At 61.9% G+C, this 22857-nt stretch carries 21 protein-coding genes and 2 pseudogenes; 10 read left to right on the forward strand and 13 right to left on the reverse strand.

Annotation, left to right across the window (positions count from 1 at the left end; translation table 11 throughout):
- Positions 1-626: 626 nt before the first annotated feature.
- Positions 627-1451, forward strand: coding sequence for a non-homologous end joining protein Ku (ku, locus tag NKK51_RS08055; protein WP_352552174.1), 825 nt, complete (start codon positions 627-629; stop codon positions 1449-1451).
- A 714-nt stretch (positions 1452-2165) separates the two neighbouring features.
- On the opposite strand, the pseudogene NKK51_RS08060 reads toward ku, so the two are convergent.
- Positions 2166-2567, reverse strand: a pseudogene (locus tag NKK51_RS08060) (isochorismatase family protein); the annotation flags it as partial.
- 494 nt (positions 2568-3061) lie between these two features.
- On the opposite strand from NKK51_RS08060, the gene NKK51_RS08070 reads away from it, so the two are divergent.
- The 5 genes from NKK51_RS08070 to NKK51_RS08090 all read left to right on the forward strand — a co-directional run bounded on the left by NKK51_RS08070 (position 3062) and on the right by NKK51_RS08090 (position 7723).
- Entirely contained in the window at positions 3062-3760 is a 699-nt protein-coding gene (locus tag NKK51_RS08070) for a DUF2161 domain-containing phosphodiesterase (RefSeq protein ID WP_128305837.1), read from the forward strand.
- 56 nt (positions 3761-3816) lie between these two features.
- A complete protein-coding gene (locus NKK51_RS08075) occupies positions 3817-4224 on the forward strand; it encodes a DUF930 domain-containing protein (RefSeq protein ID WP_032909322.1) in 408 nt (135 codons plus the stop codon).
- Between the two features lie 180 nt (positions 4225-4404).
- Positions 4405-5067 carry a TerC family protein gene (locus tag NKK51_RS08080; RefSeq protein WP_352552176.1) on the forward strand — a complete coding sequence of 221 codons (663 nt, stop codon included), beginning with the start codon at positions 4405-4407 and terminating at the stop codon, positions 5065-5067.
- 134 nt (positions 5068-5201) lie between these two features.
- Positions 5202-6515, forward strand: a complete 1314-nt coding sequence (gene rimO / locus NKK51_RS08085) for a 30S ribosomal protein S12 methylthiotransferase RimO (RefSeq protein ID WP_352552177.1) — start codon at positions 5202-5204, stop codon at positions 6513-6515.
- A 101-nt stretch (positions 6516-6616) separates the two neighbouring features.
- Positions 6617-7723, forward strand: coding sequence for an acyltransferase family protein (locus NKK51_RS08090; RefSeq protein WP_352552179.1), 1107 nt, complete (start codon positions 6617-6619; stop codon positions 7721-7723).
- Between the two features lie 46 nt (positions 7724-7769).
- On the opposite strand, the gene NKK51_RS08095 is transcribed toward NKK51_RS08090, so the two are convergent.
- The 8 genes from NKK51_RS08095 to NKK51_RS08130 all read right to left on the reverse strand — a co-directional run bounded on the left by NKK51_RS08095 (position 7770) and on the right by NKK51_RS08130 (position 16050).
- On the reverse strand, positions 7770-8837 hold the full coding sequence (locus NKK51_RS08095; protein WP_352552180.1) for a BMP family ABC transporter substrate-binding protein: 1068 nt from the start codon (positions 8835-8837) through the stop codon (positions 7770-7772).
- A 50-nt stretch (positions 8838-8887) separates the two neighbouring features.
- Positions 8888-9808 (reverse strand): ABC transporter permease, encoded by a 921-nt coding sequence (locus tag NKK51_RS08100; RefSeq protein ID WP_352552182.1) that lies wholly within the window; start codon positions 9806-9808, stop codon positions 8888-8890.
- Positions 9808-10938, reverse strand: a complete 1131-nt coding sequence (locus NKK51_RS08105) for an ABC transporter permease (protein ID WP_352552183.1) — start codon at positions 10936-10938, stop codon at positions 9808-9810. Before NKK51_RS08105 ends, NKK51_RS08100 begins: the two co-directional genes overlap by 1 nt.
- The gene (locus tag NKK51_RS08110) at positions 10935-12512 is read right to left on the reverse strand and encodes an ABC transporter ATP-binding protein (protein ID WP_352552185.1); all 1578 of its coding nucleotides are present in this window, start codon (positions 12510-12512) and stop codon (positions 10935-10937) included. The genes NKK51_RS08105 and NKK51_RS08110 overlap by 4 nt, the downstream gene beginning before the upstream one ends.
- Positions 12513-12645: 133 nt before the next feature.
- The gene (locus NKK51_RS08115) at positions 12646-13623 is read right to left on the reverse strand and encodes a quinone oxidoreductase family protein (protein ID WP_352552186.1); all 978 of its coding nucleotides are present in this window, start codon (positions 13621-13623) and stop codon (positions 12646-12648) included.
- A gap of 44 nt (positions 13624-13667) precedes the next feature.
- Positions 13668-14486, reverse strand: coding sequence for a phosphatidylcholine synthase (pcsA, locus tag NKK51_RS08120; RefSeq protein WP_023811884.1), 819 nt, complete (start codon positions 14484-14486; stop codon positions 13668-13670).
- Positions 14483-15097 carry a DUF1326 domain-containing protein gene (locus tag NKK51_RS08125; RefSeq protein WP_352552188.1) on the reverse strand — a complete coding sequence of 205 codons (615 nt, stop codon included), beginning with the start codon at positions 15095-15097 and terminating at the stop codon, positions 14483-14485. Before NKK51_RS08125 ends, pcsA begins: the two co-directional genes overlap by 4 nt.
- A gap of 14 nt (positions 15098-15111) precedes the next feature.
- Positions 15112-16050, reverse strand: coding sequence for a DUF2182 domain-containing protein (locus tag NKK51_RS08130; RefSeq protein WP_352552190.1), 939 nt, complete (start codon positions 16048-16050; stop codon positions 15112-15114).
- Between the two features lie 70 nt (positions 16051-16120).
- Here NKK51_RS08130 and NKK51_RS08135 point away from each other — a divergent pair, with 70 nt between their 5' ends.
- The gene (locus NKK51_RS08135; RefSeq protein WP_128305845.1) at positions 16121-17332 is read left to right on the forward strand and encodes a UbiH/UbiF family hydroxylase; all 1212 of its coding nucleotides are present in this window, start codon (positions 16121-16123) and stop codon (positions 17330-17332) included.
- On the opposite strand, the gene NKK51_RS08140 is transcribed toward NKK51_RS08135, so the two are convergent.
- The gene (locus NKK51_RS08140; protein ID WP_352552191.1) at positions 17309-18271 is read right to left on the reverse strand and encodes an AEC family transporter; all 963 of its coding nucleotides are present in this window, start codon (positions 18269-18271) and stop codon (positions 17309-17311) included. The genes NKK51_RS08135 and NKK51_RS08140 overlap by 24 nt on opposite strands.
- 125 nt (positions 18272-18396) lie before the next feature.
- Here NKK51_RS08140 and hspQ point away from each other — a divergent pair, with 125 nt between their 5' ends.
- Positions 18397-18720, forward strand: a complete 324-nt coding sequence (gene hspQ / locus NKK51_RS08145) for a heat shock protein HspQ (RefSeq protein ID WP_023811879.1) — start codon at positions 18397-18399, stop codon at positions 18718-18720.
- 72 nt (positions 18721-18792) lie between these two features.
- On the opposite strand, the gene NKK51_RS08150 is transcribed toward hspQ, so the two are convergent.
- A complete protein-coding gene (locus NKK51_RS08150) occupies positions 18793-19422 on the reverse strand; it encodes an invasion associated locus B family protein (RefSeq protein ID WP_013531658.1) in 630 nt (209 codons plus the stop codon).
- A gap of 232 nt (positions 19423-19654) precedes the next feature.
- Here NKK51_RS08150 and NKK51_RS08155 point away from each other — a divergent pair, with 232 nt between their 5' ends.
- Both NKK51_RS08155 and NKK51_RS08160 read left to right on the forward strand, forming a co-directional pair.
- Positions 19655-21475, forward strand: a complete 1821-nt coding sequence (locus tag NKK51_RS08155; RefSeq protein WP_352552193.1) for an extracellular solute-binding protein — start codon at positions 19655-19657, stop codon at positions 21473-21475.
- 17 nt (positions 21476-21492) lie between these two features.
- Positions 21493-22173: a DsbA family oxidoreductase gene (locus NKK51_RS08160; RefSeq protein WP_352552195.1), complete on the forward strand. Its 681-nt coding sequence runs from the start codon at positions 21493-21495 to the stop codon at positions 22171-22173.
- Here NKK51_RS08160 and NKK51_RS08165 read toward each other — a convergent pair.
- Both NKK51_RS08165 and NKK51_RS08170 read right to left on the reverse strand, forming a co-directional pair.
- A pseudogene (locus NKK51_RS08165) lies at positions 22152-22259 on the reverse strand (hypothetical protein); the annotation flags it as partial. The gene NKK51_RS08160 and the pseudogene NKK51_RS08165 sit on opposite strands and share 22 nt — an antisense overlap.
- Positions 22211-22648, reverse strand: coding sequence for a hypothetical protein (locus tag NKK51_RS08170; protein ID WP_352552196.1), 438 nt, complete (start codon positions 22646-22648; stop codon positions 22211-22213). The pseudogene NKK51_RS08165 and the gene NKK51_RS08170, both read right to left, overlap by 49 nt.
- Positions 22649-22857: the final 209 nt, after the last annotated feature.

Consider the following 22857-nt stretch of genomic DNA (forward strand, 5'->3'; position numbering starts at 1 on the left):
CAGACCGAAGCCGTTCAGAACGAACAGCTCGCCACCCGCCCACAACAACAATTTAAATTAGTAACGCCTTATGGAACTTTGGGGTTGGCGTTTCATTTCATCGGCATGGAGGCCACTGTAATCCAGTGAATTGGATCTCGAGACAGGCACAAGGCCGACAAGGCGCCCCTTCCACGTAGCTTGAGCCAACCAAAAGAAAGACCTGCTTCGCGGTTCGGCGCGTCCGCCATTTCTGACAAAATCGATGTCCGCTTCCAGGCCGGCAAACACACAACCCAAACGACAGGAATGAGGGCGCTTTGCGGACATTCGCATAAGCCCAAAACTGGACCTACATCGAGCCGGCCTATCAACCTGCTGCTGGGCATATTCAACAGCCTGTCGGAGCGCGTGCAGGGCAAGATCGGCGTCCCGTGCCGAAGGGCTTAAAGAAAGACAAGGCCGAGAGGATCAAGCCAGGCTTGGTCGGCCGGGTCAAGTTTTTCTGAAGGGCGAAGAAAAACTGCGCCATGCAAAGCTGCTGGACTACCGTGAAGAATAACTAACATTGGCGTGGGTACTGCCAACGTTGAGGAACAGAACCGTGTGCCTGACGTTGTGCCGGATCGACGTCTAGGAGAAACGGCATGGTGGCGCCACGCGCGGTCTGGAAGGGCTTTCTGAGGGTCGGTTCCGTGTCATGCGGGGTGAAGATAGTGGGTGCCACAAGCGAGGCAACCAAGATCGACTTCAAGATTTTGAACCGCAAGGACGGTTTACCCGTTAAAAGCGCCTATGTCGATGAAGAGACTGGCGACGTTGTCAAAGCCGAGGATCAGATCAAAGGGTATGAGGCGGACAAGGATGATTTCATCCACGTCGAGCCGGACGAGTTAAAGAAACTGAAGCTGACGTCACAGCATACACTTGACGTCGATTCCTTCGTTCCGGTTGCCGAGATCGACACACGTTATCTCGAGAAACCATACTACTTGATCCCGGCAGACGGCGCCTCCCTGGAGGCCTTTGCCGTCCTGCGCGATGCGATGGCCAAGAAACGCGTTGCGGCACGCTCCTGCGTCGTACTCTATCAGCGCGGGCGCGAAGTGTTGATACAGCCCCTTGGAAAAGGGATGTTGCTGACCGAGCTACGGACCCACAATGAGATGACATCGGAAGACACCGTCTTCGGCGATGTGAAGAGCGCAAAATATGATTCGGATTTGCTCGAAATCGCGGGGCTTCTCATCGACAAGAAGGTGACAAAGTTCGATCCTTCGAAATTCGAGGACACCTACGAGGACGCGTTGATTGCCATGATTGACGCCAAGCGCAAGGGCAAAAAACCCCCGAAACCGGTACCGAAACCCAAGGAGAACGTGGTCGACTTGGCCTCAGTTCTTCGAAAGAGCCTCGCCAAGGAAGGGATCGGCCAAGATCGGCCAAAGGCCAATAGCCGCAAATCAGCTTAGGTGCTGGAACCGGCACTCGTTCGTTGCTCATCCATATCGCTTGCCGAGAAGCGGAGCCTTGAGCGCGTCTAGCTGATCCTGAAGGCGGCCTTTCTCCACGATCATTTCCTCAGGGCCTTCGCAAACGGCACCGTGCACTGCTCCGTTGCCTCGCTCTAGACAGATTCACCACTAGCATTTTCGGGAAGGGCCGCGCTCGTGTCGCACCGTCTGACTGGCGCGTAACATGCTGTGTAACAATCGATTCTTAGATTGCTTGATTTGCTTGGATCGGAGGCAAGAATCGAATCCCACTTCCTCCGCCATCCCGCTCAGGTCCATTCCGGAGACATGGGTAGCGGTTTGTACCTAAGACATGATGACAACCTCGTGCCCAGCGGGTTGTCGATTGGTTGCAAGGTCCTCTGTTCCAAGTCGATATATCCGAGCTGGTCATCGATCACGAGCGCCCTGTTGCGTCAGGCTGACTTTGAAGTTCGGATAGATGACGTCCATTTCCTCTCGGAAGCGCTCCGCCGAACATCTCCATGGTCCTTTCAATGAGGCGATAGATAGCCAGGCTGCGCCGACTGTAGTCGCGGCCAATGGATGGAGGAAGTGATCGTTGATGACGGCCGGCCGCCCTGCATTCAGGCGGCTCGTCTTGTGGGCGGGGGTGACCCGGCTCAGCATGTTGGCGCTGGATCGCTCAACGCTTTCGTCACCCCGCCCAGTTCAGCCGGCGGTGCTCGGCACAGGCGTGTTGAGAAGTTGCTGCTCCCAGAGGTACGCGATGCCGCTGCCAGCGGCGTGCTGCTTGAGCACTTCCGTCAGCTCGCCGACGTGCTCGGTACGCGCCCAGTCGCGTTGCCACTCCGATGCCAGCGCCAGCCAGGTCATCATGTTTGCGCCGGCCGCGATCATGCGTTGGATGGCGACCTCGTGCGCTTCGACCGACGTGCCGCCCGAGGCGTCGGCGATGACCGTGGCGTCCCAGCCTTCGCCCAACGCCTGGATAACCGGCATGGCGACGCAGATCTCGGTCCACAGGCCGGCGATGATGAGCTGCCTGCGGCCGGTCGCCTTGACCGCGTTCACGACCTTCCTGTCTTCCCAGGTGTTGATGAACGTCCGGTCGCCATCGTCACAAAGGCGATATCGCTGACGCCGATCTTTTTCCTCGGCTTCTCGGAAGCGTCGATCGCCGTCTTTTCGACTATCTACCTTGGACATACGCTGCTTGTGCATTCAAACGTGCGGGCCCGTTCGGCCCCTTGAAGTGGCTGAACGCCAGCCCGCAGTTCCATCGCTGGCACCATGCCAACCAGCGCGAAGCCTATGACAAGAACTTCGCCGGGCAGTTGCCTTTCCTCGACATGCTGTTCGGCACCTACAATCCCACCGGTGACAAGGTGCCGGACAAGTACGGCGTCGACGATCCGATCCCTTCCACCTATTTCGGTCAGATCGGCTATCCCCTGCGCCGCAGGAAGCTGCCGAACCGGGCAGGTGCCGAACACCGAAGCCTGACAGCTGGCCCGACGGTGCGTATCCATCCCGATCCGCTTTCGGGCCGTAGAACGCCGAACCACGGGAAGGCTTTTCGCGTCGAATCGGCTAAACCCTGCGGCATGAACGAGACGTCTCTCTATGCGCCGGTGAAGCGGTTCCTCGAAAGCCTCGACTTCGTCGTCAAAGGCGAGATCGACGGCTGCGATGTTGTTGCATTGCGCGAGGGGGAGCCGCCGGTTGTCGTCATCTGCGAGTTGAAGCTGCAGTTCAATCTTGAACTGGTGCTGCAAGGTGTCGATCGCGCGGCGGCCTGCGACGAGGTGTGGCTGGCCGCGCGCATGTCGGCCCGCGGCAAGGGCCGCGAAAGCGACGCCAGATTCCGCAATCTCTGCCGCCGGCTTGGCTTCGGCCTGCTTGGCGTGACCGCGACGGACCGGGTCGAGGTGCTTCTCAGCCCGATCGCGCTGGCGCCGCGCAAGAATGCCCGCCGGCGCTCTCGCCTGGTCGACGAGCACCAGCGCCGTCGCGGCGATCCCGTTGTGGGAGGAGGATCGCGCAATCCGATCATGACGGCCTATCGCCAAAGCGCCCTCGCCTGCGCTGCGGCCATGGTGGACGGACCCAGGCGGCCGCGAGATCTGAAGGCGGTGACGCCGATGGCGCCGAAAATCCTGCAGCACAATGTTTATGGCTGGTTCGCGCGCGTCGACCGCGGCCTTTACGATCTCACCGATGCCGGCCGTGCCTCTTTGGTCCGTTGGCCGCAGGCGTCGCACGACGAATCCCGACACGCAATTTTGAACGCACCGGCCATATGATTGAAGATTCCGGCGGCGCTCGCGGCGGTCCTCTCGGTTGATTTCTCCGACAAAATATGTTGCTTGTCCCGCCCATGAAGAAGCTCTGCATGACCGCCTTGGCGTCAGTGACACTGAGTTTTCCAGCCAGCGCAATGGACAATGCATTGCGCGCCGGTCTGATGAAACTCGATCCCCAAACCCGTCTTGAACAGCGTTGCGATGCCGAAGTGCTCGACCGCATCACCCATGACGATCGCAAGTTCAAAGCCGATCGCGTCGTCGCCTACGCCTTCGCCACGCCCGAGATGGGTGCCGATGCAATCAAGAGCCCAGGTGCTGCGTTTCGCAGCAAGGGGCAGTGGTACCGGCTGAAATTCAAGTGCCAGACCGCGCCGGACCATATGGAAGTTTTGCAGCTCCGCTACCGGATCGGGGACGAGATTCCAGAAGCCGACTGGGCAAAGTACAATCTCTACGATTGATTTGTGATCTGCCATGGTTTGCCTGGCTGTCGGCGAGTGCCGCGAGCCTTGGATCCGGCTTGACGTGACGATGCTTCGGTGATGCAGCCACGCGTGATCCCTTGACGCCAGGGGACCACCAAGTTAGGGCCTCTGGATAATCGACGAACACTCGGCAAATTCAGCAAGGGCTTCCTGTCGATGGACATTTTTTTCAGCGCTGCCAGTCTGACCGCCCTGCTGCAGGTCATCGCCATCGACCTTGTGCTTGCCGGCGACAATGCGATCGTCATCGGCCTTGCCGCTGCCGGCCTGCCGACCGAACAACGCAAGAAGGCGATCCTCATCGGTGTGATTGCGGCAACGGTGCTGCGCATCGGTTTTGCCGCGGTGACCGTCAAGCTGCTGGCGATCGTCGGCCTGCTGCTCGCCGGCGGCATCTTGCTGCTGTGGGTCTGCTGGAAGATGTACCGCGAGTTGCGTACGTCCCAAGCCGATGAGCTTGAAGCGACCGAGGCGCTGTCGAACACCGATCTGAACAGCGACAATTTGGTGGCCGGCAAGTCGAAGCGCAAGACGCTCGGCCAGGCAGCATTGCAGATTGTCGTCGCCGACGTGTCGATGTCGCTCGACAACGTGCTGGCGGTCGCGGGTGCCGCGCGCGATCATTTCCCGGTGCTGGTCATCGGCCTCGTGCTGTCGATCGCGCTGATGGGGCTCGCCGCGACATTCATTGCCAAGCTGCTGCATCGCCACCGCTGGATCGCCTATGTCGGCCTGCTGATCATTCTCTATGTCGCGCTGGACATGGTCTATCGCGGTGCGGTGGAAGTCTGGCCGCATGTAAACGGCGCGGTCAGCTGAGGCGGCTGTCCGCCGCATCTTCGATCCGCAAAAGCATATCCGCCGTGCGTTTTGCCGCATTGCGGGCGTGCCCATACCAATGCCGCAATAAGTGTGGTACTGCGCCGGCAATCCTGAAAAGCCCGGAAAACCCTATGTCCGCTCCCCGCGTGAGTTTTGTCAGTCTTGGATGCCCGAAGGCCCTTGTGGATTCGGAGCGCATCATCACGCGCCTGCGCGCCGAAGGCTACGAGATCGCCCGCAAGCATGACGGCGCCGACCTCGTCGTCGTCAACACCTGCGGCTTTCTCGATTCCGCCCGCGACGAGTCGCTCAACGCGATTGGCTCAGCGCTTTCGGAGAATGGCCGGGTCATCGTCACCGGCTGCCTCGGCGCCGAGCCGGACGTCATTCGCGAGAGGCACCCCAATGTGCTGGCGATCACCGGGCCGCAGGCTTATGAGAGCGTGATGGCCGCCGTGCACGAGGCCGCACCGCCTTCGCACGACCCCTATATCGATCTCCTGCCGCCGCAGGGCGTCAAGCTGACGCCGCGCCACTACGCCTATCTCAAGATTTCCGAAGGCTGCAACAACCGCTGCACCTTCTGCATCATCCCCGCGCTGCGTGGCGACCTCGTCTCGCGGCCCGCGGCCGATGTGCTGCGCGAGGCCGAGAAACTGGCCAAGGCCGGCGTCAAGGAACTCCTGGTCATCTCGCAGGACACCAGCGCCTACGGCATCGACATCAAATATCAGACCAGCATGTTCGGCGACCGCGAGGTGCGCGCAAAATTCCTCGATCTCTCCGAGGAACTGGGCAAGCTCGGCATCTGGGTGCGCATGCACTATGTCTACCCCTATCCGCATGTCGCCGACGTCATCCCGCTGATGGCGGAAGGCAAGATCCTTCCTTATCTCGACATTCCGTTCCAGCACGCCTCGCCGCGGGTGTTGAAGAACATGCGGCGGCCGGCGCATGGCGAAAAGACGCTCGAGCGCATTCGCGGCTGGCGCGAAGTCTGTCCGGATCTCGCCATCCGCTCGACCTTCATCGTCGGCTTTCCCGGCGAGACGGACGACGATTTCGAGATGCTGCTCGATTGGCTTGATGAAGCGAAGATCGACCGCGCCGGCTGCTTCAAATACGAGCCGGTCCGTGGCGCCCGCTCCAACGATCTCGGTCTCGAACAGGTTCCGCAGGAGATCAAGGAGGCGCGCTGGCATCGCTTCATGCAGCGCCAGCAGAAGATTTCGGCGACGCAACTGGCCAAGAAGGTCGGCAAGCGCCTGCCGGTGCTGATCGACGAGGCGCACGGCACGTCGGCAAAAGGCCGCACCAAATACGACGCGCCCGAGATCGACGGCTCGGTCCACATCCAGTCGCGGCGCCCGCTGCGTCAAGGTGACATCGTCACCGTCAAGATCGACCGCGCCGACGCCTATGATCTCTACGGTTCGGCGGTCTGACGGGCCCGTATTTACTACATCCAGCGATAATTCAGGCCGCTTAACCCATTCGGCCGCGACCCGCTCTATGGTTTTCGGACCGTAATATGCGGGGGATGCGGATGGACGCCAGACCTGCCAGGCAGGATTACATCGCAACGCTGGACCTGCTCAGGCTGGCGGCGGCACTTGCTGTCGTGTTCTTCCACTATTTCTTTCGCGGCGCGGCCGCCGAAGGCTTTCTCGCCGAGGGCTATCCGCTTGCCGCGCCGTTCGCCCTCTACGGCTATCTCGGCGTCAATCTGTTCTTTCTGATCAGCGGCTTCGTCATTGCCTGGTCGGCGGAGAACCGCGGCTGGGACCAGTTTGCGATCGCGCGGTTCGTTCGCCTCTATCCGGGCTTCCTGCTCTGCATGACGATCACCTTCGCGATTGTCTTTCTGGCAGGCTCACCGCTGCTTCCAGCCTCTTTCAGCCAGTATGCCGCCAATCTGTCGATGTTCGCGCCGGCCTTCGGCCAGCCCTTCATGGACGGAGTCTACTGGTCGATCGTGCTTGAACTGGTGTTCTACGGATGGGTGACGCTCGCCCTGTTCACCGGGCTCTTCCAGAAACGCAAGCTGGCTCTGATTTTCGTCTGGCTGGCGATCTCGGCCTTGAACGAATTCTTCATCGGCAGCGGTGCCGCCAGGCTGCTGTTCATCACCGAGTTCGGGCCGTTCTTCGCTGCTGGTGTGCTGCTCCACCACATCCATGCGCATGGCCGTTCACTGCCGGCCCTGCTGCTGCTTGCCGCCGCGTTCCTGATCTCCTGCGGAACGCTGTCGGTGACGCAGCACTGGATGCTTGGCCACTACGGCATCGCCGTTTCGTCCGCCAATCTCGTTGTCGCCAATGTCGTCATGCATGGCGCGCTGATCGGCGCGGTCCTGCTGCGCGACCGTGTCAGGTCATCCTCGCTCACTCTGGCGCTCGGTGGGCTGACCTATCCGCTCTACCTGCTGCACCAGAATATCGGCTATCTCGCCATCAATGCCGCGGCGCCCCTGGTCGGCAAATGGTTTGCCGCCTTTGGCTGCGCCGCACTCATGGCCTTTGTTTCGTGGGCGCTCTGGCGCTATTGCGAACGGCCCGCACAGAGGCTGCTCAGAACAGGCCTCGGTCAGGCGCTTCATGCCGTGCGGACGCGATTTCGTCGCATCTCTGCCGGAGCGCAACCCGCCGAATGAAAAAGGGCGCCACGCGGCGCCCTTTCCTTTTGGTATCGCGCGCTGCTTACTGCGGCAGCTTGTCGTCGACGCCTTTCACATAGAAGTTCATGCCGAGCAACGTGCCGTCGTCGGCGACTTCGCCGTCCTTCAGCCAGGGCGTGCCGTCCTGCTTGGCGATCGGGCCGGTGAAGGGGTTCCAGCCGTCGGAGATCTTCTTCGTGGTCGCCTCCGCCATCGCCTTCACGTCGTCGGGCATGTTGGTGAAGGGGGCGAGCTTGACCGCGCCGTCCTTGATGCCGAGCCAGACATTGCCCGGCTTCCAGGTGCCGTCGAGGGCCGCCTGGACCCGGCTGATGTAATAGGGACCCCATTCGTCGGTGAGCGAGGTCAGCTGCGCGTTCGGCGCGAACTTGATCATGTCGGAGGACTGGCCGAAGCCGTGCAGCTTGCGCTCCTCGGCCACCTGCAGGGCAGCGGTCGAATCGGTGTGCTGGACGATGATGTCGGCGCCCTGGTCGAACAGCGCCTTGGCGGCGTCGGCTTCCTTGCCCGGATCGAACCACGAGTTCACCCAGACGATCTTGGCCTTGAAGTTCGGGTTGATCGACTGTGCGCCGAGCATGAAGGAGTTGATGCCCATTACCACTTCGGGGATCGGGAAGGAAACGATGTAGCCGGCAACGCCTGCCTTCGATTCCTTGGCGGCGATCTGGCCGAGCACATAGCGGCCTTCATAGAAACGCGCATTGTAGATGCCGAGATTGTCAGCGGTCTTGTAGCCGGTGGCGTGTTCGAACATCACCTTCGGGAATTTCTTGGCGACCTTCACTTCCGGGTCCATGAAGCCGAAGGAGGTGCCGAAGATGATCTTGCAGCCTTCGCGCGCCAGGCGCTCGAAAGCACGGTCGGCATCGGGGCCTTCCGAGACGTTTTCGAGATAGGCGGTTTCGACCTTGTCGCCGAGCGCCTTCTCCACCTCGAGGCGGCCCTGGTCATGCTGGTAGGAATAGCCGAAGTCGCCGATCGGACCGGTATAGACCCAGCAGGCCTTCAGCTTGTCCGCGGCCTCGGCGGTTGCCGCCAGCGATAGGGCGGCGGTCGTGGTCATCAGGGCAATAAGCAGTTTTTTCATTGTGTTACCTCTCTGAGTTAAGCCTTGGAGCTTCCCGTTTGTTTTTGTTGTCAACGATCCGGAACGAATGGCTGCCCCAAGGAAGCCGGCGTGTTCATCATCGTCAGACGCTTGTTGCGCGAGATTAGAACGAGAACCACGACGGTTGCCAGATAGGGCAACGAAGAAAGGAACTGTGAAGGCACCGGAATGCCAAAAGCCTGTGCATGAAGCTGGCCGATCCACACCGCGCCGAAGATGTAGGCGCCGGCCAGCACCCGCCATGGCCGCCATGAGGCGAACACCACCAGCGCCAGCGCGATCCAGCCCCGGCCGGCACTCATGTTCTCCACCCATTGCGGTGTGTAGACCAGTGACAGATGGCCGCCGGCGAGGCCGGCGCAGGCGCCGCCGAAGATCACCGCGAGATAGCGGTAGCGGATGACCTTGATGCCCAGCGCATGCGCCGACGTGTGGCTGTCGCCGATCGAGCGCAGCGTCAGCCCGGTCCGGGTCCTGAACAGGAACCACATGACGGCGGCGGTGAGCGCGATCGAGATGTAGAAGATCGGATCCTGGCCGAACAGCAGCCTGCCGACCACCGGGATCGCGGTCAGCCCTGGGATGTCGAGGTTGGGCAGCCGTTCGCCGGGCTGGCCGACGAAGCTCGTCCCCATCATGCCGGACAGGCCGAGACCGAGCAGCGTCAGCGACAGGCCGGTCGCCACCTGGTTGGTGGCCAGCGACAGCGTCATGATGGCAAACAGCAGCGAGAACACCGCGCCCATGGCGATTGCCGCCAGGAGGCCGATCCAGGGCGAGCCGGTGAGATAGGTTGCGCCGAAGCCGCCGACGGCGCCCATGATCATCATGCCTTCGACGCCGAGATTGAGCACGCCGGAGCGCTCGACCACCAGTTCGCCGATTGCCGCGATCAACAGCGGCGTTGCCGCCGTGGCGATGGTCAGAAGGATGTTTACGGTGATGTCCATCAACGGGCTTCCTTCAGCTTCGGTGCGGCTTCGAGTTTGGCCACGCCTTCCGGTTTGGTCAGCGCCAGGCCGATCAGGCGGATGCGGTAGTGGATGAGCGTGTCGCAGCCGAGCACGAAGAACAGCAGCATGCCCTGGAACACCCGCGCCACCTTGTCGGAGATGCCGAGCGCGCTTTGCACCGCTTCGCCGCCGAGATAGGTCAGCGCCAGCACCAGTCCGGCGGCAACGATGCCGAGCGGGTTGAGACGGCCGAGGAACGCCACGATGATGGCGGTGAAGCCGTAGCCGGGCGAGATGACGGGCTGCAACTGGCCGATGGCGCCCGAGACCTCGGAGATGCCGGCGAGTCCCGCCAGCGCGCCTGACAGCAGGAAAGCAAAAAAGACCATGCGGTTGAGGCCGAAGCCGGCGAAGCGCCCTGCCCGCGGGCTTGAGCCCAGCACGCGCACCTCAAAACCTTTCAGCATGCGGCTCATCAGGATCCAGACCAGCACCGCGGCGATCAGCGCGAAGACAAAACCCCAGTTTGCCCGCCCGGCATCCGGCATCAGCTCCGGCAACACGGCCGAATCGTTGAACTGGATGGTCTGCGGGAAACCATGACCCTGCGGATCGCGCCAGGGTCCGCGCACCAGCCAGTCGAGGAAGAGCTGCGCGACATAGACCAGCATCAGGCTGGTCAGTATCTCGTTGGTGCCGAAGCGAGTCTTGAGCAGAGCAGGGATCGCCGCATAGGCCGCGCCGCCGACCATGCCGAGCAAAAGCATCAGCGGCAGCACCAGCGGACCTTCGAACTGCGGAAACAGCACCGGAATCATCGAACCGGCAATGCCGCCGAGGATGAACTGGCCTTCGGCGCCGATGTTCCAAATGTTGGCCTTGTAGCAGACCGACAGGCCGACAGCGATCAGGATGAGCGGCGCTGCCTTGATCGCCAGCTCATGCAACTGCCAGACCTGGCTGATCGGCTCGATGAAATAGATATTGAACGCGGTCAGCGGATTGACGCCGAGCAGCGCGAACATGACGGCGCCGGCAATGATGGTCAGCGCGAAGGCGATGAACGGCGACAGGGCCGAAAACAGCATGGAACGCTGCGGGCGTTTGACGAGTTCGAGGCGCATCATGCCGTCTCCAGCGAGTGTTCGGCGTGGCCTGGTTCGGCGCCGCCCATCAGCAAACCTACCTTTTCGAAGGTTGCCTCGGCGATCGGCATCGGCTTCGACAGCTCGCCATTGTGCATGACCGCGATCGCATCCGATATCTCGAACAGCTCGTCGAGATCCTGGCTGATCACCAGCACCGCCGATCCGCTGCGCGACAGCTCGATCAAGGCCTGGCGGATGTGGGCGGCAGCGCCCGCGTCGACGCCCCAGGTCGGCTGGTTCACCACCATGACGCTTGGCCGGCGGTCGAGTTCACGGCCGACGATGAATTTCTGCAGATTGCCACCCGAAAGGGCCGCAGCCTCCGGATCCGGCGCACTCTTGCGCACATCCATCGCCTCGATGATGCGCTGGGAGGCGGCTTGGATGGCACCGCTCTTCACCATCCCGCCGGAACCGACGAACGCCTTGCCGTCGGTGGCATGGCGCGACAGCAGCAGGTTTTCAGAAAGCTTCATGCGCGGTGCCGCACCGTGGCCGAGGCGCTCCTCCGGCACGAAGGCGGCGCCCAGCAGTCGGCGTCCGGTGATGCTGAGGCCTCCCGCATCCTTGCCACGAATGCGCACCGAGGCGGCATTCTGCTGCAGCACTTCGCCTGAAACGGATTCGAAGAACTCGCCCTGGCCGTTGCCGGCGACGCCGGCGATGCCGATCACCTCGCCAGCGCGGACGTTCAGGTTGATGCCCTTGAGCGGTATCGAGAACGGTGTTGCCGGTTTGCGATTGAGATTGCGGATTTCGAGCAGCGGTGGCGCCTTGTCGATGCCCTCGACCGGCGCGCGCACCACGGCCTGCACCTCGTTGCCGACCATCATGCGAGCCAGCGAAGAGGCTGTTTCCTCACGCGGATTGCAGTGGCCGACCACCTTGCCGTGACGCAGCACCGTGGCGCGGTCGCAGATGCGTTTGACCTCCTCGAGCCGGTGCGAGATGTAGAGGATGGATTTGCCTTCCGAGCGCAAACGCTCCAGCGTCTCGAACAGCTTGTCGGCTTCCTGCGGCGTCAGCACCGAGGTCGGCTCGTCGAGGATGATGAGCTGCGGCGTCTGCAGCAGGCAGCGGATGATCTCGATGCGCTGGCGCTCACCCACCGACAGGTCGCCGACAAGCGATTCAGGATCGAGCGGCAGGCCATAGCTGAAGGAAAGCGCCCTCGCCTTGGCCGCGATGCTGCTGATCGGCGAGCCGTCGTCCAGCGATAGCGCGATGTTTTCGGCCGCGGTCAGCGCCTCGAACAGCGAAAAATGCTGGAACACCATGCCGATGCCGAGTTTTTTCGCGGCGCCGGGGTTGGAAATCCTGACCGCCTGGCCGTTCCAGAAGATCTCGCCGGCATTGGGCTCCAGCGAGCCGAACAGCATCTTGACCAGCGTCGACTTGCCGGCGCCGTTTTCGCCGAGCAAAGCGTGGATCTCACCCCTGGCGATGTCGAGATCGATATGATCGCACGCAGTCAGCGTGCCGAATATCTTGGTGAGGCCACGCACCTCGAGCAGGTTCGTGCCGTCGTGATTTGCACTCACAGTGCCTCCCATCTGGTTAGCCAGACATGTTCTGTGTTCCCGCAGGCATGGTAGGCGCGGCCGGCTCTCATCGGAAAGCGGCACGCGTCTTGAAAGAGCTTCAAGAATTTCAGCGGAAATTCAAGGGATAGCAAGGAAGAACGGACTAAGGGACGAGAATGGTGGTCCCTGTGGTCCTGCGGCCCTCGAGGTCGGAATGCGCCTTGCCGGCGTCCTTGAGCGCATAGCGCTGGTTGATCTTGATCTCGACCGCGCCGCTGAGCACGACCTCGAACAGGGCGGCAGCAGAAGCGTCGAGGTCCTCGCGTTTTGCGTTGTAGACGAACAGTGTCGGCCTTGTTGCGAACAGCGAGCCCTTCTGTGCCAGCAACGACATGCTGAACGGCGGTATAGGTCCCGAGGACTGGCCGAAGCTGACGAACATCCCAAGCGGCCGCAGGCAGTCGAGCGAAGCCGGAAATGTGTCGTTGCCGACGGAATCGTAGACGACATCGCATTTTTTGCCGCCAGTGATGGCGGCGACGCCGGCGACGAAATCCTGTTCCTTGTAGTTGATGACATGATCGAAACCATGCGCCCTGGCGAGCTCGATCTTGTCGGACGAGCTGGCGGTGCCGATGACGGTCGCGCCGAGATGTTTTGCCCATTGGCCGAGGATCAGCCCGACGCCGCCTGCAGCGGCATGGAACAGGATCGTGTCGCCGGCTTTCACCTTGAACGTCCGGCGCAGCAGATATTCCGCGGTCATGCCCTTCAGCATCATCGCGGCGGCCTGTTCGTCGCTGATGCCATCCGGAACCTTGACGACCCGGCTGGCATCGATGACGCGCTGTTGCGCATAAGCCCCCGTCGTCACCGCATAGGCGATGCGATCGCCCGGATTCAGCCAGTCGACGCCCTGGCCGACCTCCAGCACCATGCCGGCGGCTTCGCTGCCTGGCACGAGCGGGAAGCCGCCGGGCGGCGGATAGAGGCCAGAGCGATGATAGACATCGATGAAATTGAGGCCGATCGCGGTGTGCCGGACCAGGATCTGCCCGGATCCCGGCTGGCCGGGGTCGGCGTCCTCGTAGGTCAGGACTTCCGGGCCGCCGTTGGCGTGAATGCGGATCGTTTTGGACATTGCTAGGCTTCCTGTGGGGCTAGGCTCTCTGTGGGAGTGGCTGATCAGGCCTTTTTGGCACCGAGATTGGGAAAGAACTGCATGATGCCACCGATGCAGGCAAGGTAAAGCCCGGTGATGGTGATGCCGATCTTGGTGAAGGTGCTGACCTGCTCGCCCAGCACGCCGATCTGATCGTAGAAGGCAGCGAGTGCCGCCTGGGCCAGGGCAAGCGCGCCGAAAGCGCACCACAAGAGAGTCATCCCAAGGTTGATGCGCCGCAGCCGCACCACCCGCACCGGGTGGATGAAGTTGATCGGCACGAACGTCAGGACGCCGGCCACCACCACCACCGCAAACGAAACCCATTGTCCGGGCTCGATGACGAACAGGGTGAACACCACCATGTTCCAGACCACGGGGAACCCCTTGAAGAAATTCTCCTTCGTCTTCATGCCGGTGTCGGCATAGTAGATGGCGCTGGAGACGACGATGATCGCCGCCGACAGAAACGACAGGCCCTCGCCCATGAAGCCGCGCTGATAGAGCGCGAAGGCCGGGATCAGCACGTAGGTCACGTAGTCGATGATGTTGTCGAGCAGTTCGCCCGACCATGTCGGCAGGATCTCCTTGACCTCGAGCTTTCTGGCGATCGGCCCATCGATGCCGTCGACGAACAGCGCCAGCCCGAGCCACCAGAACATTGCGGTCCAGCGCTCTTCGCTCGCCGCCACAAGCGACAGGAAGGCCAGGAATGAGCCTGACGCGGTCAAAAGATGGACGGAGAACGCCCTCGCCTGCGGCCAGGTGACCTTTTTCTTCGGCCGCGGAATCCGGTCCGTGATCTTTTTGGCGGCTTTTCGGGCCGTTGTGTTCTTGCTCACGGGCCCCGCCAATCCAGCTTGCAGATTTCGGCCGAACGGCCGGCGAAATTCCAGTTGCGGCCGAAAGCCCGCATCTTGCTCTTGTCGGACCTGGCCACGATGATCTCCGGAGCGATCCAGTATTCCGAATTGCTGATCACCGTGTCCTTGTCGCGATCCTTGCCGGGGATGGGTGTCACTGCCCCGTCAATGATCTTCGGTATCTGGAAGATACGCGTCTTGTCACGCGTCTCATAGGTGATCGGCACCTGTTCGACGCCGAGGAATTTGCCCACGAGGATGGAGAGCAGCGATGTGGTTCCGCCCGCCTTGCCGGTGAAGATCTTCGTCAGCGCCTTGACCGCGTAGACCGAGGCGCGGCTGTCGATAAACAGGCCGGCGGTCCAGTTGCCGCGGCTCATGTAACCGGGGATTTCCATGACCAGCCCAAGATTGAGATTGGACAGGTCGACGTCGCCGAAATGGCCGGCGTCGATGCGAAACCCGGCCCAGGTCTGGCAATAGCCTTCGGTTGGCGGATGGTTGCCAAGCGACAGCACGCAAGGGCAAAAAACCGTGCAATTGCAGGAGAGTACGAGCTCTCCCTTCATTGCCCAGCTATGATCTGCCATCGATTTTCCCCCACTCACAGCGAGACTACTAGCAGCGCGGCTGCCCAGACAAGCAGTATCGCACCGGCCAGCCGGGTTGGAACCCTGCTGGCTGTTTGTTTTTCGATCAGGGTGAACAGCCCGATCAAAGCCATCCAGAAGACGTTTATGACGCCGACGGCGAACATTACCAGCATCAGTGCCCAGCAGCAGCCGAGGCACCACAGGCCTTGCGCGACGCCAAGCCGGAAGATGCTGAGAGGCCTTGCGCTCCAGTTCGAAAACAGGATCGAGAAAGGGTTCTTGCATTTCTTCAGGCAGGCTTCCTTCAGGCCACTGAACTGATAGAGGCCGGCGATCAGCAGAGCGAGCGCACCGGCAGCGCCGATGACCGGGTCGAACATCTCGCCTGAAGAGGCGAATGCATGGGCGGCCAAGGTCAGCGCCGCGAATATCACTGAGGCGGCGAGCCAGACGCTGAGGTAGCCGGCGACCAGCACCAGCGGATGGACGACCGGTTCGCCCTTGATGCGTGCCGTGTCGGTGATTTCGCAATAGGTGCGGATCATCGGCGCGGCCGAAGGCAACATCGTTGCGATCGCCATCAGGAACCACATGAAAACGAGCGCACCGGCCTGCAGGCCGAGACTTGCGTCCAGAGGCACCGGTGAGAGGCACAGCACAAAGAACCGTTCCAGGAAATCGGGCAGCGGCAGTTGCGGCAGGCTGCGCAGGATCGTGTCGCCGGGGGCGCTGACGCCTGCAATCCCGCCTTCGGCGCCGCGGATTGCCATCGCGGCAAGGGTCAGCCAGGCAAGCAGGATGCAAGCGCCGACAACGACGTTTACCGTGACGCGAGGACTGCGCGCGATGCCGGCCATGGCGCGGCCGGCGCGGTCGAGATGCCTGAAGTCGTCCTGCTGGCCGGTCATGACATCCGAATGGGCCGAATCGCCGCGTTGATCAAGCGGCATGATCTGACCTATATGCTCATCGAACGGCAGGTCGGGTGGACCGCCTCGCATTGCAAGCCGGAAGCCGATCTTGGAGCATCAGCAAACTGCGCGGATACTGGTTGCCGGCACGGGGCCGGCAGGACTGATCGCGGCGCTCGGTTTTGCCGCCGAGGGTTTCCCGGTGACACTGGTCGGGCCGGAGGCCACCGCCCCCGATGGCCGCACGACGGCCCTGATGAACCCTGCCTTGAAAGTGCTCGACCGGCTTGGCGTGCTCGAAGCCGTCAAATCCAAGGCGGCGGCCCTGAAAGTGATGCGCATCGTCGACGCCACCAGCCGGCTGATCCGCAGCCCGGTCGTCACCTTCCGTGCCAGCGAGATCGACGAGGACCAGTTCGGGCTGAACCTTCCCAACAGCGTGCTCAACCCGGCACTCGCCAGCGCCGTTGCCGCGCATGCCGGCATCGACCGGCTGATGCCGATGGTGGCGAACTGGCATCTCGATGCCGAGCGCGCCCGTGCCGTCCTGTCCGACGGCAGCACGGTCGACGCAGCGCTGGCGGTCGCCGCCGATGGGCGGTTGTCACCGGCGCGCCAGGCGGCCGGCATCTCGACCTCGGCCCGGTCCTACCCGCAGGCAGCTCTCGTCCTCAATTTCGGCCATGGCGGCGACCATGCCTTCACCTCGACCGAATTCCACACCGAGACCGGTCCGTTCACGCAGGTCCCGCTGCCCGGCAATCGCTCCAGCCTGGTCTGGGTGGTCAAGCCCCAGACCGCGACCGACCTCGCCGCACTGGACGATGCGACGCTTTCTCAGCGGGTCGAACAGCAGATGCAGTCGATGCTGGGCCGGGTAACGGTCGAGCCGGGCAGGCAGATCTATCCGCTTTCGGCGGTGACGCCACTGCGTTTCGCCCGAGATCGGGTGGCGCTGGTCGGCGAAGCCGCCCATGTGTTTCCCCCGATTGGTGCGCAAGGCCTCAATCTCGGCATCAGGGACGTCGACGATCTAATTGGAATCGCTCGTGAAAATAGAGCCGATCCAGGTGCAGCCAAGGCGCTTGCAGCCTACGATTTCAAGCGCCGCCCCGATATTCTGGCGCGCAGCAGCGTGGTCAACCTGCTCAACATGTCGCTGCTTTCCGACATGCTGCCGGCGCAGATGGCCCGCGTTGCCGGGCTCGGTGTGCTCGGAGGCTTCGCGCCGCTTCGGGCTTTTTTCATGCGCGAGGGACTTCGTCCCGGCAGCGGTTTTGCCGCGCTTGCTGGCGGGTTAGGGAAACAGGTCCGGCGCTAGGATATTGTGCCGGATCAGGTAGAGCAGCCCGGTGACGGTCACGACCGACAGGCAGGTTGTGATCAGCACACTGGCCGACGCGCGCTGTACCCAGACGCCATACTGCTGGGCGATGACGAAGACGTTGGTGGCGGTCGGCAATGCCGCCAGAAGCACCGCCGAGAAGACCCATGTCTCAGAAAAATTGCCGATCCAGCTCAGCACGACATAGCAGAGCAACGGGTGCAGGATCAGTTTCAGCGCCGCAATCGGAACCATCTCATGCGGGACGCGATTGAGCGGCCTGAGCGCCAGGGTGACGCCCATGGCAAACAGCGCGCAAGGTGCGGCCGCCCGGGAAAGATATTCCAGAAGTCGCTCCACCGGCACGGGCGGTCGAAAGCCGATATAGGCGGCGCCGACACCCAGGGCGGTTGCGATGATGAACGGGTGCAGCACGATCTTGCGCACGACACCCAGCGCAAGCCGGAGAGGAGTGGTCTTCTCGTCGCCCGACAGCGCCATCATCATGGGTGCGAGGGCGAAATGCATGATGTTCTCGAAACAGAAGATCAGGGCGACCGGCACAGCCGCCTCCTCGCCGAAGGCCAGCAATGCCAGCCCCGGTCCCATATAGCCGATATTGCCATAGGCGGCCGCGAGCGCCTTGATGGTCGATTGCGCTATCTCGCCGCGCGAGGTCAGCACCGACCCCATGAACATCAAGGAAAATATCATGAAGGTGGAGACGACCGAACCGAAGATGAAGCGCCATTCCGTCAGGTCTTCGAACGGCGTCCTGGCAAGCAGTTGGAAGAATAGGGCCGGCAGCGCGACATAGACGATGAACGTGTTCATCCAGCCGAGCGCCTCCAGCGGCTGCCTGGTGATGCGCGCCATCAGAAACCCGACAAAAATCAAGCCGAAGAACGGAAGAACAAGACCGATGACGTCAGACATTTTTATGCTGGTCCGAAACCCTGGCGCCGGGCTAGCCCGTTGCTTGATAGGGCGTCAAGCGCCTCGGGATTGAATTGATGCGCGGTCTGCGCCAAATAAGCCCAAGGAATTCAGTGGTGAGTACGATGAAAACAGCCAAATTCGCAATCGGACAGGTGGTTCGCCACCGGCTGTTTCCATTCAGGGGCATTATTTTCGACGTCGACCCGCAATTCGCCAACACCGACGAATGGTACGAAGCCATCCCCGCCGACGTTCGGCCGCGCAAGGATCAGCCTTTCTATCATCTGCTCGCCGAGAATTCGGAGACCGAATACATCGCCTACGTCTCCGAGCAGAATCTGCTTGAGGATCAGTCGGGTGAGCCGGTCCGGCATCCGCAGATCAAGGAGATGTTCGACAAGAGGCCGGACGGCGGCTACCAGCCGAAACGGCAGTCAAGGCACTAACCCGCGGAGAGACGGGCACAAAAAAAGCGGGGCATGACCCCGCTTCTTTGTTGGCCGGACGATATCGGCCGATCAGTTGGCGGTCTTCGCCTTGTCCTGCTCTTCCTTGAGCTTCTTGGCGAAATCCTGGTTGTTCTTGGCGACGAAGTCCTGAAGCTTCTTCTGCCGGTCCTCGATGTCCGACTGCTGCAGCGCCGGGCCGTCATAGGCGCCGCTGAAGCCCTGCAGGGCGATCTTGATCGGATTGGGCTGGTTCTGGAAATTGACGGAAGTCAGCGTGATCGCCTGGCCTTTCTTGAATGCCGCGACGAGCTGATCGGTCAGCGGCACTTCGGCCACGCAACGATCCGGGAAGCAGATCACATAGTCGAGCTTCTGCGCCTTGCCGGTGTCGATCTGCAGGCCGATGCCGGGAGGCACCAGACGGCCGGTCGGCACCGTCACCTGGAACACCTTGCGGTTCACCTTGCCCTTCAGCTCGATCAGGCTGACGCCGGTGACCAGCTGGCCGTTGCCGGCGGTGGTGATGTTCTGGACGTTGCAGATGTCGACGTCTTCCTGCTTGGTGCAGGCCTTGAACCAGCCTTGCGGAATCTGCTGTTGCTGCTGTGCGGAAGCAGCGGGAAGTCCTGCGCCGAGAAAGCCGACCACGCCAGCGGCCATGACCGACAGGCGGTACGCGTTGCTGTTCAGGCTCGTCATGTCGTGCACTTCCTCTCAAATGATCCCAGGACCGGCTTCTTCGTGCCGTGTGGTCCAGCTACCTGTTGCCGAAATGAGGCAACAGAATGACTTCGGAGGGCGTGTTACACTGCAAGCGAGGCCGAATCCAGCCCGGCGTCAGCAATTGTTGAACGCGCGGTTGGCCGGCGCGCAGCCGCCCCATGCTAGGGTGCACACCGAATCATCAAGCCGACCCAATAAGGAGACGGTCATGGGCCGCGTTGTTGTTTGGCTGATCACCGGGATATCGTTTCTCGCCCTTTCGCATCAGCCGGCCGCATCGGAGCCGAAGCACGCTATCGCCATGCAGGGCGAGCCGGCGCTGCCGCCCGGCTATACGCATTTCGATTACGTCAATCCCGATGCGCCGAAGTTTGTCTCGATCAGCTATTGCGTCGTCGGCAGCTTCGACAACGTCAACCCTTTCATCCTCAAGAGCCTGCGCACGACGGCGCGCGGCATGATGGACACGATCTTCGGCAATCTGGTCTTCGAGCCGTTGATGCAGCGCAATTTCGATGAGGCTTTCACGCTCTACGGTTTGTTGGCCGACAGCGCCGACATGGACCCGGAGCGCAAGAGCATCGAATTCCATCTCAATCCGAAGGCCAAATGGTCGGACGGTCAGCCGGTGACGCCGGAGGACGTGCTGTTCAGCTATGACGTCTACACCGAGAAAGGCCGCCCGCCTTACAGCGACCGCATGGCCAGGGTCGCCAAGCTCGAGAAGACCGGTGACCACAGCGTGCGCTTCACCTTCAACGACAAGGCCGATCGCGAATTCCCGCTGATCATCGCGCTGACCCCGATCGTCCCGAAGCATGCCTTCGACAAGGAGACTTTCGACAGGACGACGCTCAAGCCGGTGATCGGCAGCGGCCCTTATACGATCGCGCAGGTGCAGCCCGGCCAGCGCATCGTGTTCAAGCGCAACCCGGACTACTGGGGCAAGGACGTCCCGGCCAAGCGCGGTTTCGACAATTACGACCAGATCACCATTGAGTATTTCCTCAACGCCAACGCCAAGCTCGAGGCGTTCAAGAAAGGCCTTTGCGCCATCGACGACGACAGCGATCCGGTGAAGCGCGAGCGCGATCTCGATTTTCCGGCCTTCCACAAGGGCGATGTGGTCGCGCAGACCTTCGACACCGGCATTCCGCCCGTGGTGACTGGTTTCCTGTTCAACACGCGGTTGCCGAAATTCGCCAACCCGGTCGTGCGGCGCGCGCTCGGCATGCTTTATGACTTCGAATGGGCCAACAAGAACCTGTTCGGCGGCAAGTACGCGCGGACAATGAGCTATTGGCAAAATTCCGAGCTTTCCGCGATCGGCCATCCGGCCGACGACAGGGAGAAAGCGCTTCTGGCGTCCTACCCCGGCCGCGTCCCGGCCGATGTCATGGACGGTACATGGCGGCCGCCGGTGACCGACGGATCGGGCCAGGACCGCCGCGTGCTGAAGGCAGCCTTCGATCTTTTGAAAAGTGTTGGCTACCACGTGCAGAATGGAACGATGCTCGATCCCGAAGGCAAACCCTTCGGCTTCGAGATCCTGACCGCGTCGCAGGACGAGGAGCGCCTTGCCGGCATCTACCAGCGCACGCTGGAGAAGATCGGCATCGATCTCACCATTCGCAGCCTCGACGGCGACCAGATCCAGTCGCGCAAGCAGCGCTTCGACTTCGAGGTCCTGATCGGATCGAGCGGCTTCAACAATTCGTTGTCGCCCGGCATCGAGCAGAGCGGGCGCTGGAGTTCGGCCGCGGCCAGGACGGAAGGCTCGTTCAATCTCGCCGGCGTCGCCGATCCGGCTGTGGACGCGGCGATCGAGGCGATGCTGCGCGCCCGCTCCAAGGAGGATTATGTTGCCGCAGTTCGCGTTCTCGACCGGCTGCTGATCTCCGGCAACTACATGGTGCCGATGCAGTACAACACGCAGCAATGGATCGCCTACTGGAACTACCTGGAACATCCGCAAAAGACGCCCATATTCGGGTATCAACTGCCAACATGGTGGCGCAAGCCCAACTGAGGGATCAGGAGGTCGAGATGAGCGAATTGAGCGCCATCACCGTCGATGTGGTGTCCGATGTCGTCTGCCCCTGGTGCTTCATCGGCCAGAAGCGGCTCGACAGGGCGATTGCCGCCGTCGGCGATGTCGACGTGCATGTCCGCTGGCGGCCGTTCCAGCTCGATCCAACCATTCCGTCTGATGGCAAGGACCGCCGCGAATACATGCTGGCAAAATTCGGCAGCGACGAGCGCATCCGCGAGATTCACGCCCGCATCGAGCCGCTGGGCGAAATCGAAGGCATCTCGTTCGCCTTCGACGCCATCAAGGTGGCGCCGAACACGCTGGATGCGCACCGGCTGATCCGCTGGGCAGGTGCCGCCGGCGAAGCCATTCAGAACAGGCTTGTGCGCCGGCTGTTCCAGTTGAATTTCGAGGACGGCGCCAACATTGGCGATCATGCCGTGCTGGTCGAGGCGGCGCGCGAGGCCGGCATGGATGCGTCCGTGGTCGCCACGCTTTTGCCGACCGAGGCCGATGTCGAGGCGGTGCGCACCGAGATCGCCACCGCGTCGCGCATGGGCATTTCTGGTGTACCGTGCTTCCTGCTCGAGGACAAATACGCGGTCATGGGCGCGCAGGATGCCGACACGCTGGCCGATGCCATTCGCCAGGTGGCGGCCGCCAAGGCGCGCGGCGAACTGGAAAAGGCCGGCTGAGCCGACCGCCCTCTACTGTCCGCGACAGCAGGAAACGTTACTTCACCGTCGCCTTGGCCTTGCTGATGAAAAATCCATGGCCGTTCGTCGCCATGCAGGACAGTCCCTTGGTTGACGACTGGCACGAAAACGGCCCGGCGCTCCAGCTGTTGCCGTAGCCAAGCTTGTCGACATCGCTGCAGCAGCCCTGCTCGCCTGGGTTCTTGATCAGCGTGGCTGGCCCCTTCGGACCCAGGATAATCGTGACGTAGCTTGGCTCGACGCGCGAGCAGCTCAGCTCCGGGCCACCATCCCTTGGTTCATAGGTGCCGGTGCCGCCTTTGGGCGTGTAGATGCAGCCGATGTTGCCGGACGGCGTGTTGAACTCGATCTGGCCTTCGGCGCTGGCCGGGATGCTCTGCTCGCCGGCATGCGCCAAAGGTACGAGGGGCAGCCAGGCGAAGAGGGACAGGATTGCGGCCGCGCGTGCAAGCATTGGGAGCTTCCTTGTTGGAGAACCGAACATGCATGAGTGTCGACGATGCCAGGCAAGGTTCAATCCCAAGCGGATGAATTGTCAAACGCAGTTCCTCAGCCGATCCGACAAGGAAGCGCCGCTCGGCCGATTCTCCGGTCACGTCCTGCCTCCGGCAAGGACGACAACGGCAAACCCGGCGAGATCGCGAACGGCAATCGGGTGTTCGG

This window comes from Mesorhizobium sp. M0011, assembly GCF_040324155.1.
GTDB lineage: Bacteria > Pseudomonadota > Alphaproteobacteria > Rhizobiales > Rhizobiaceae > Mesorhizobium.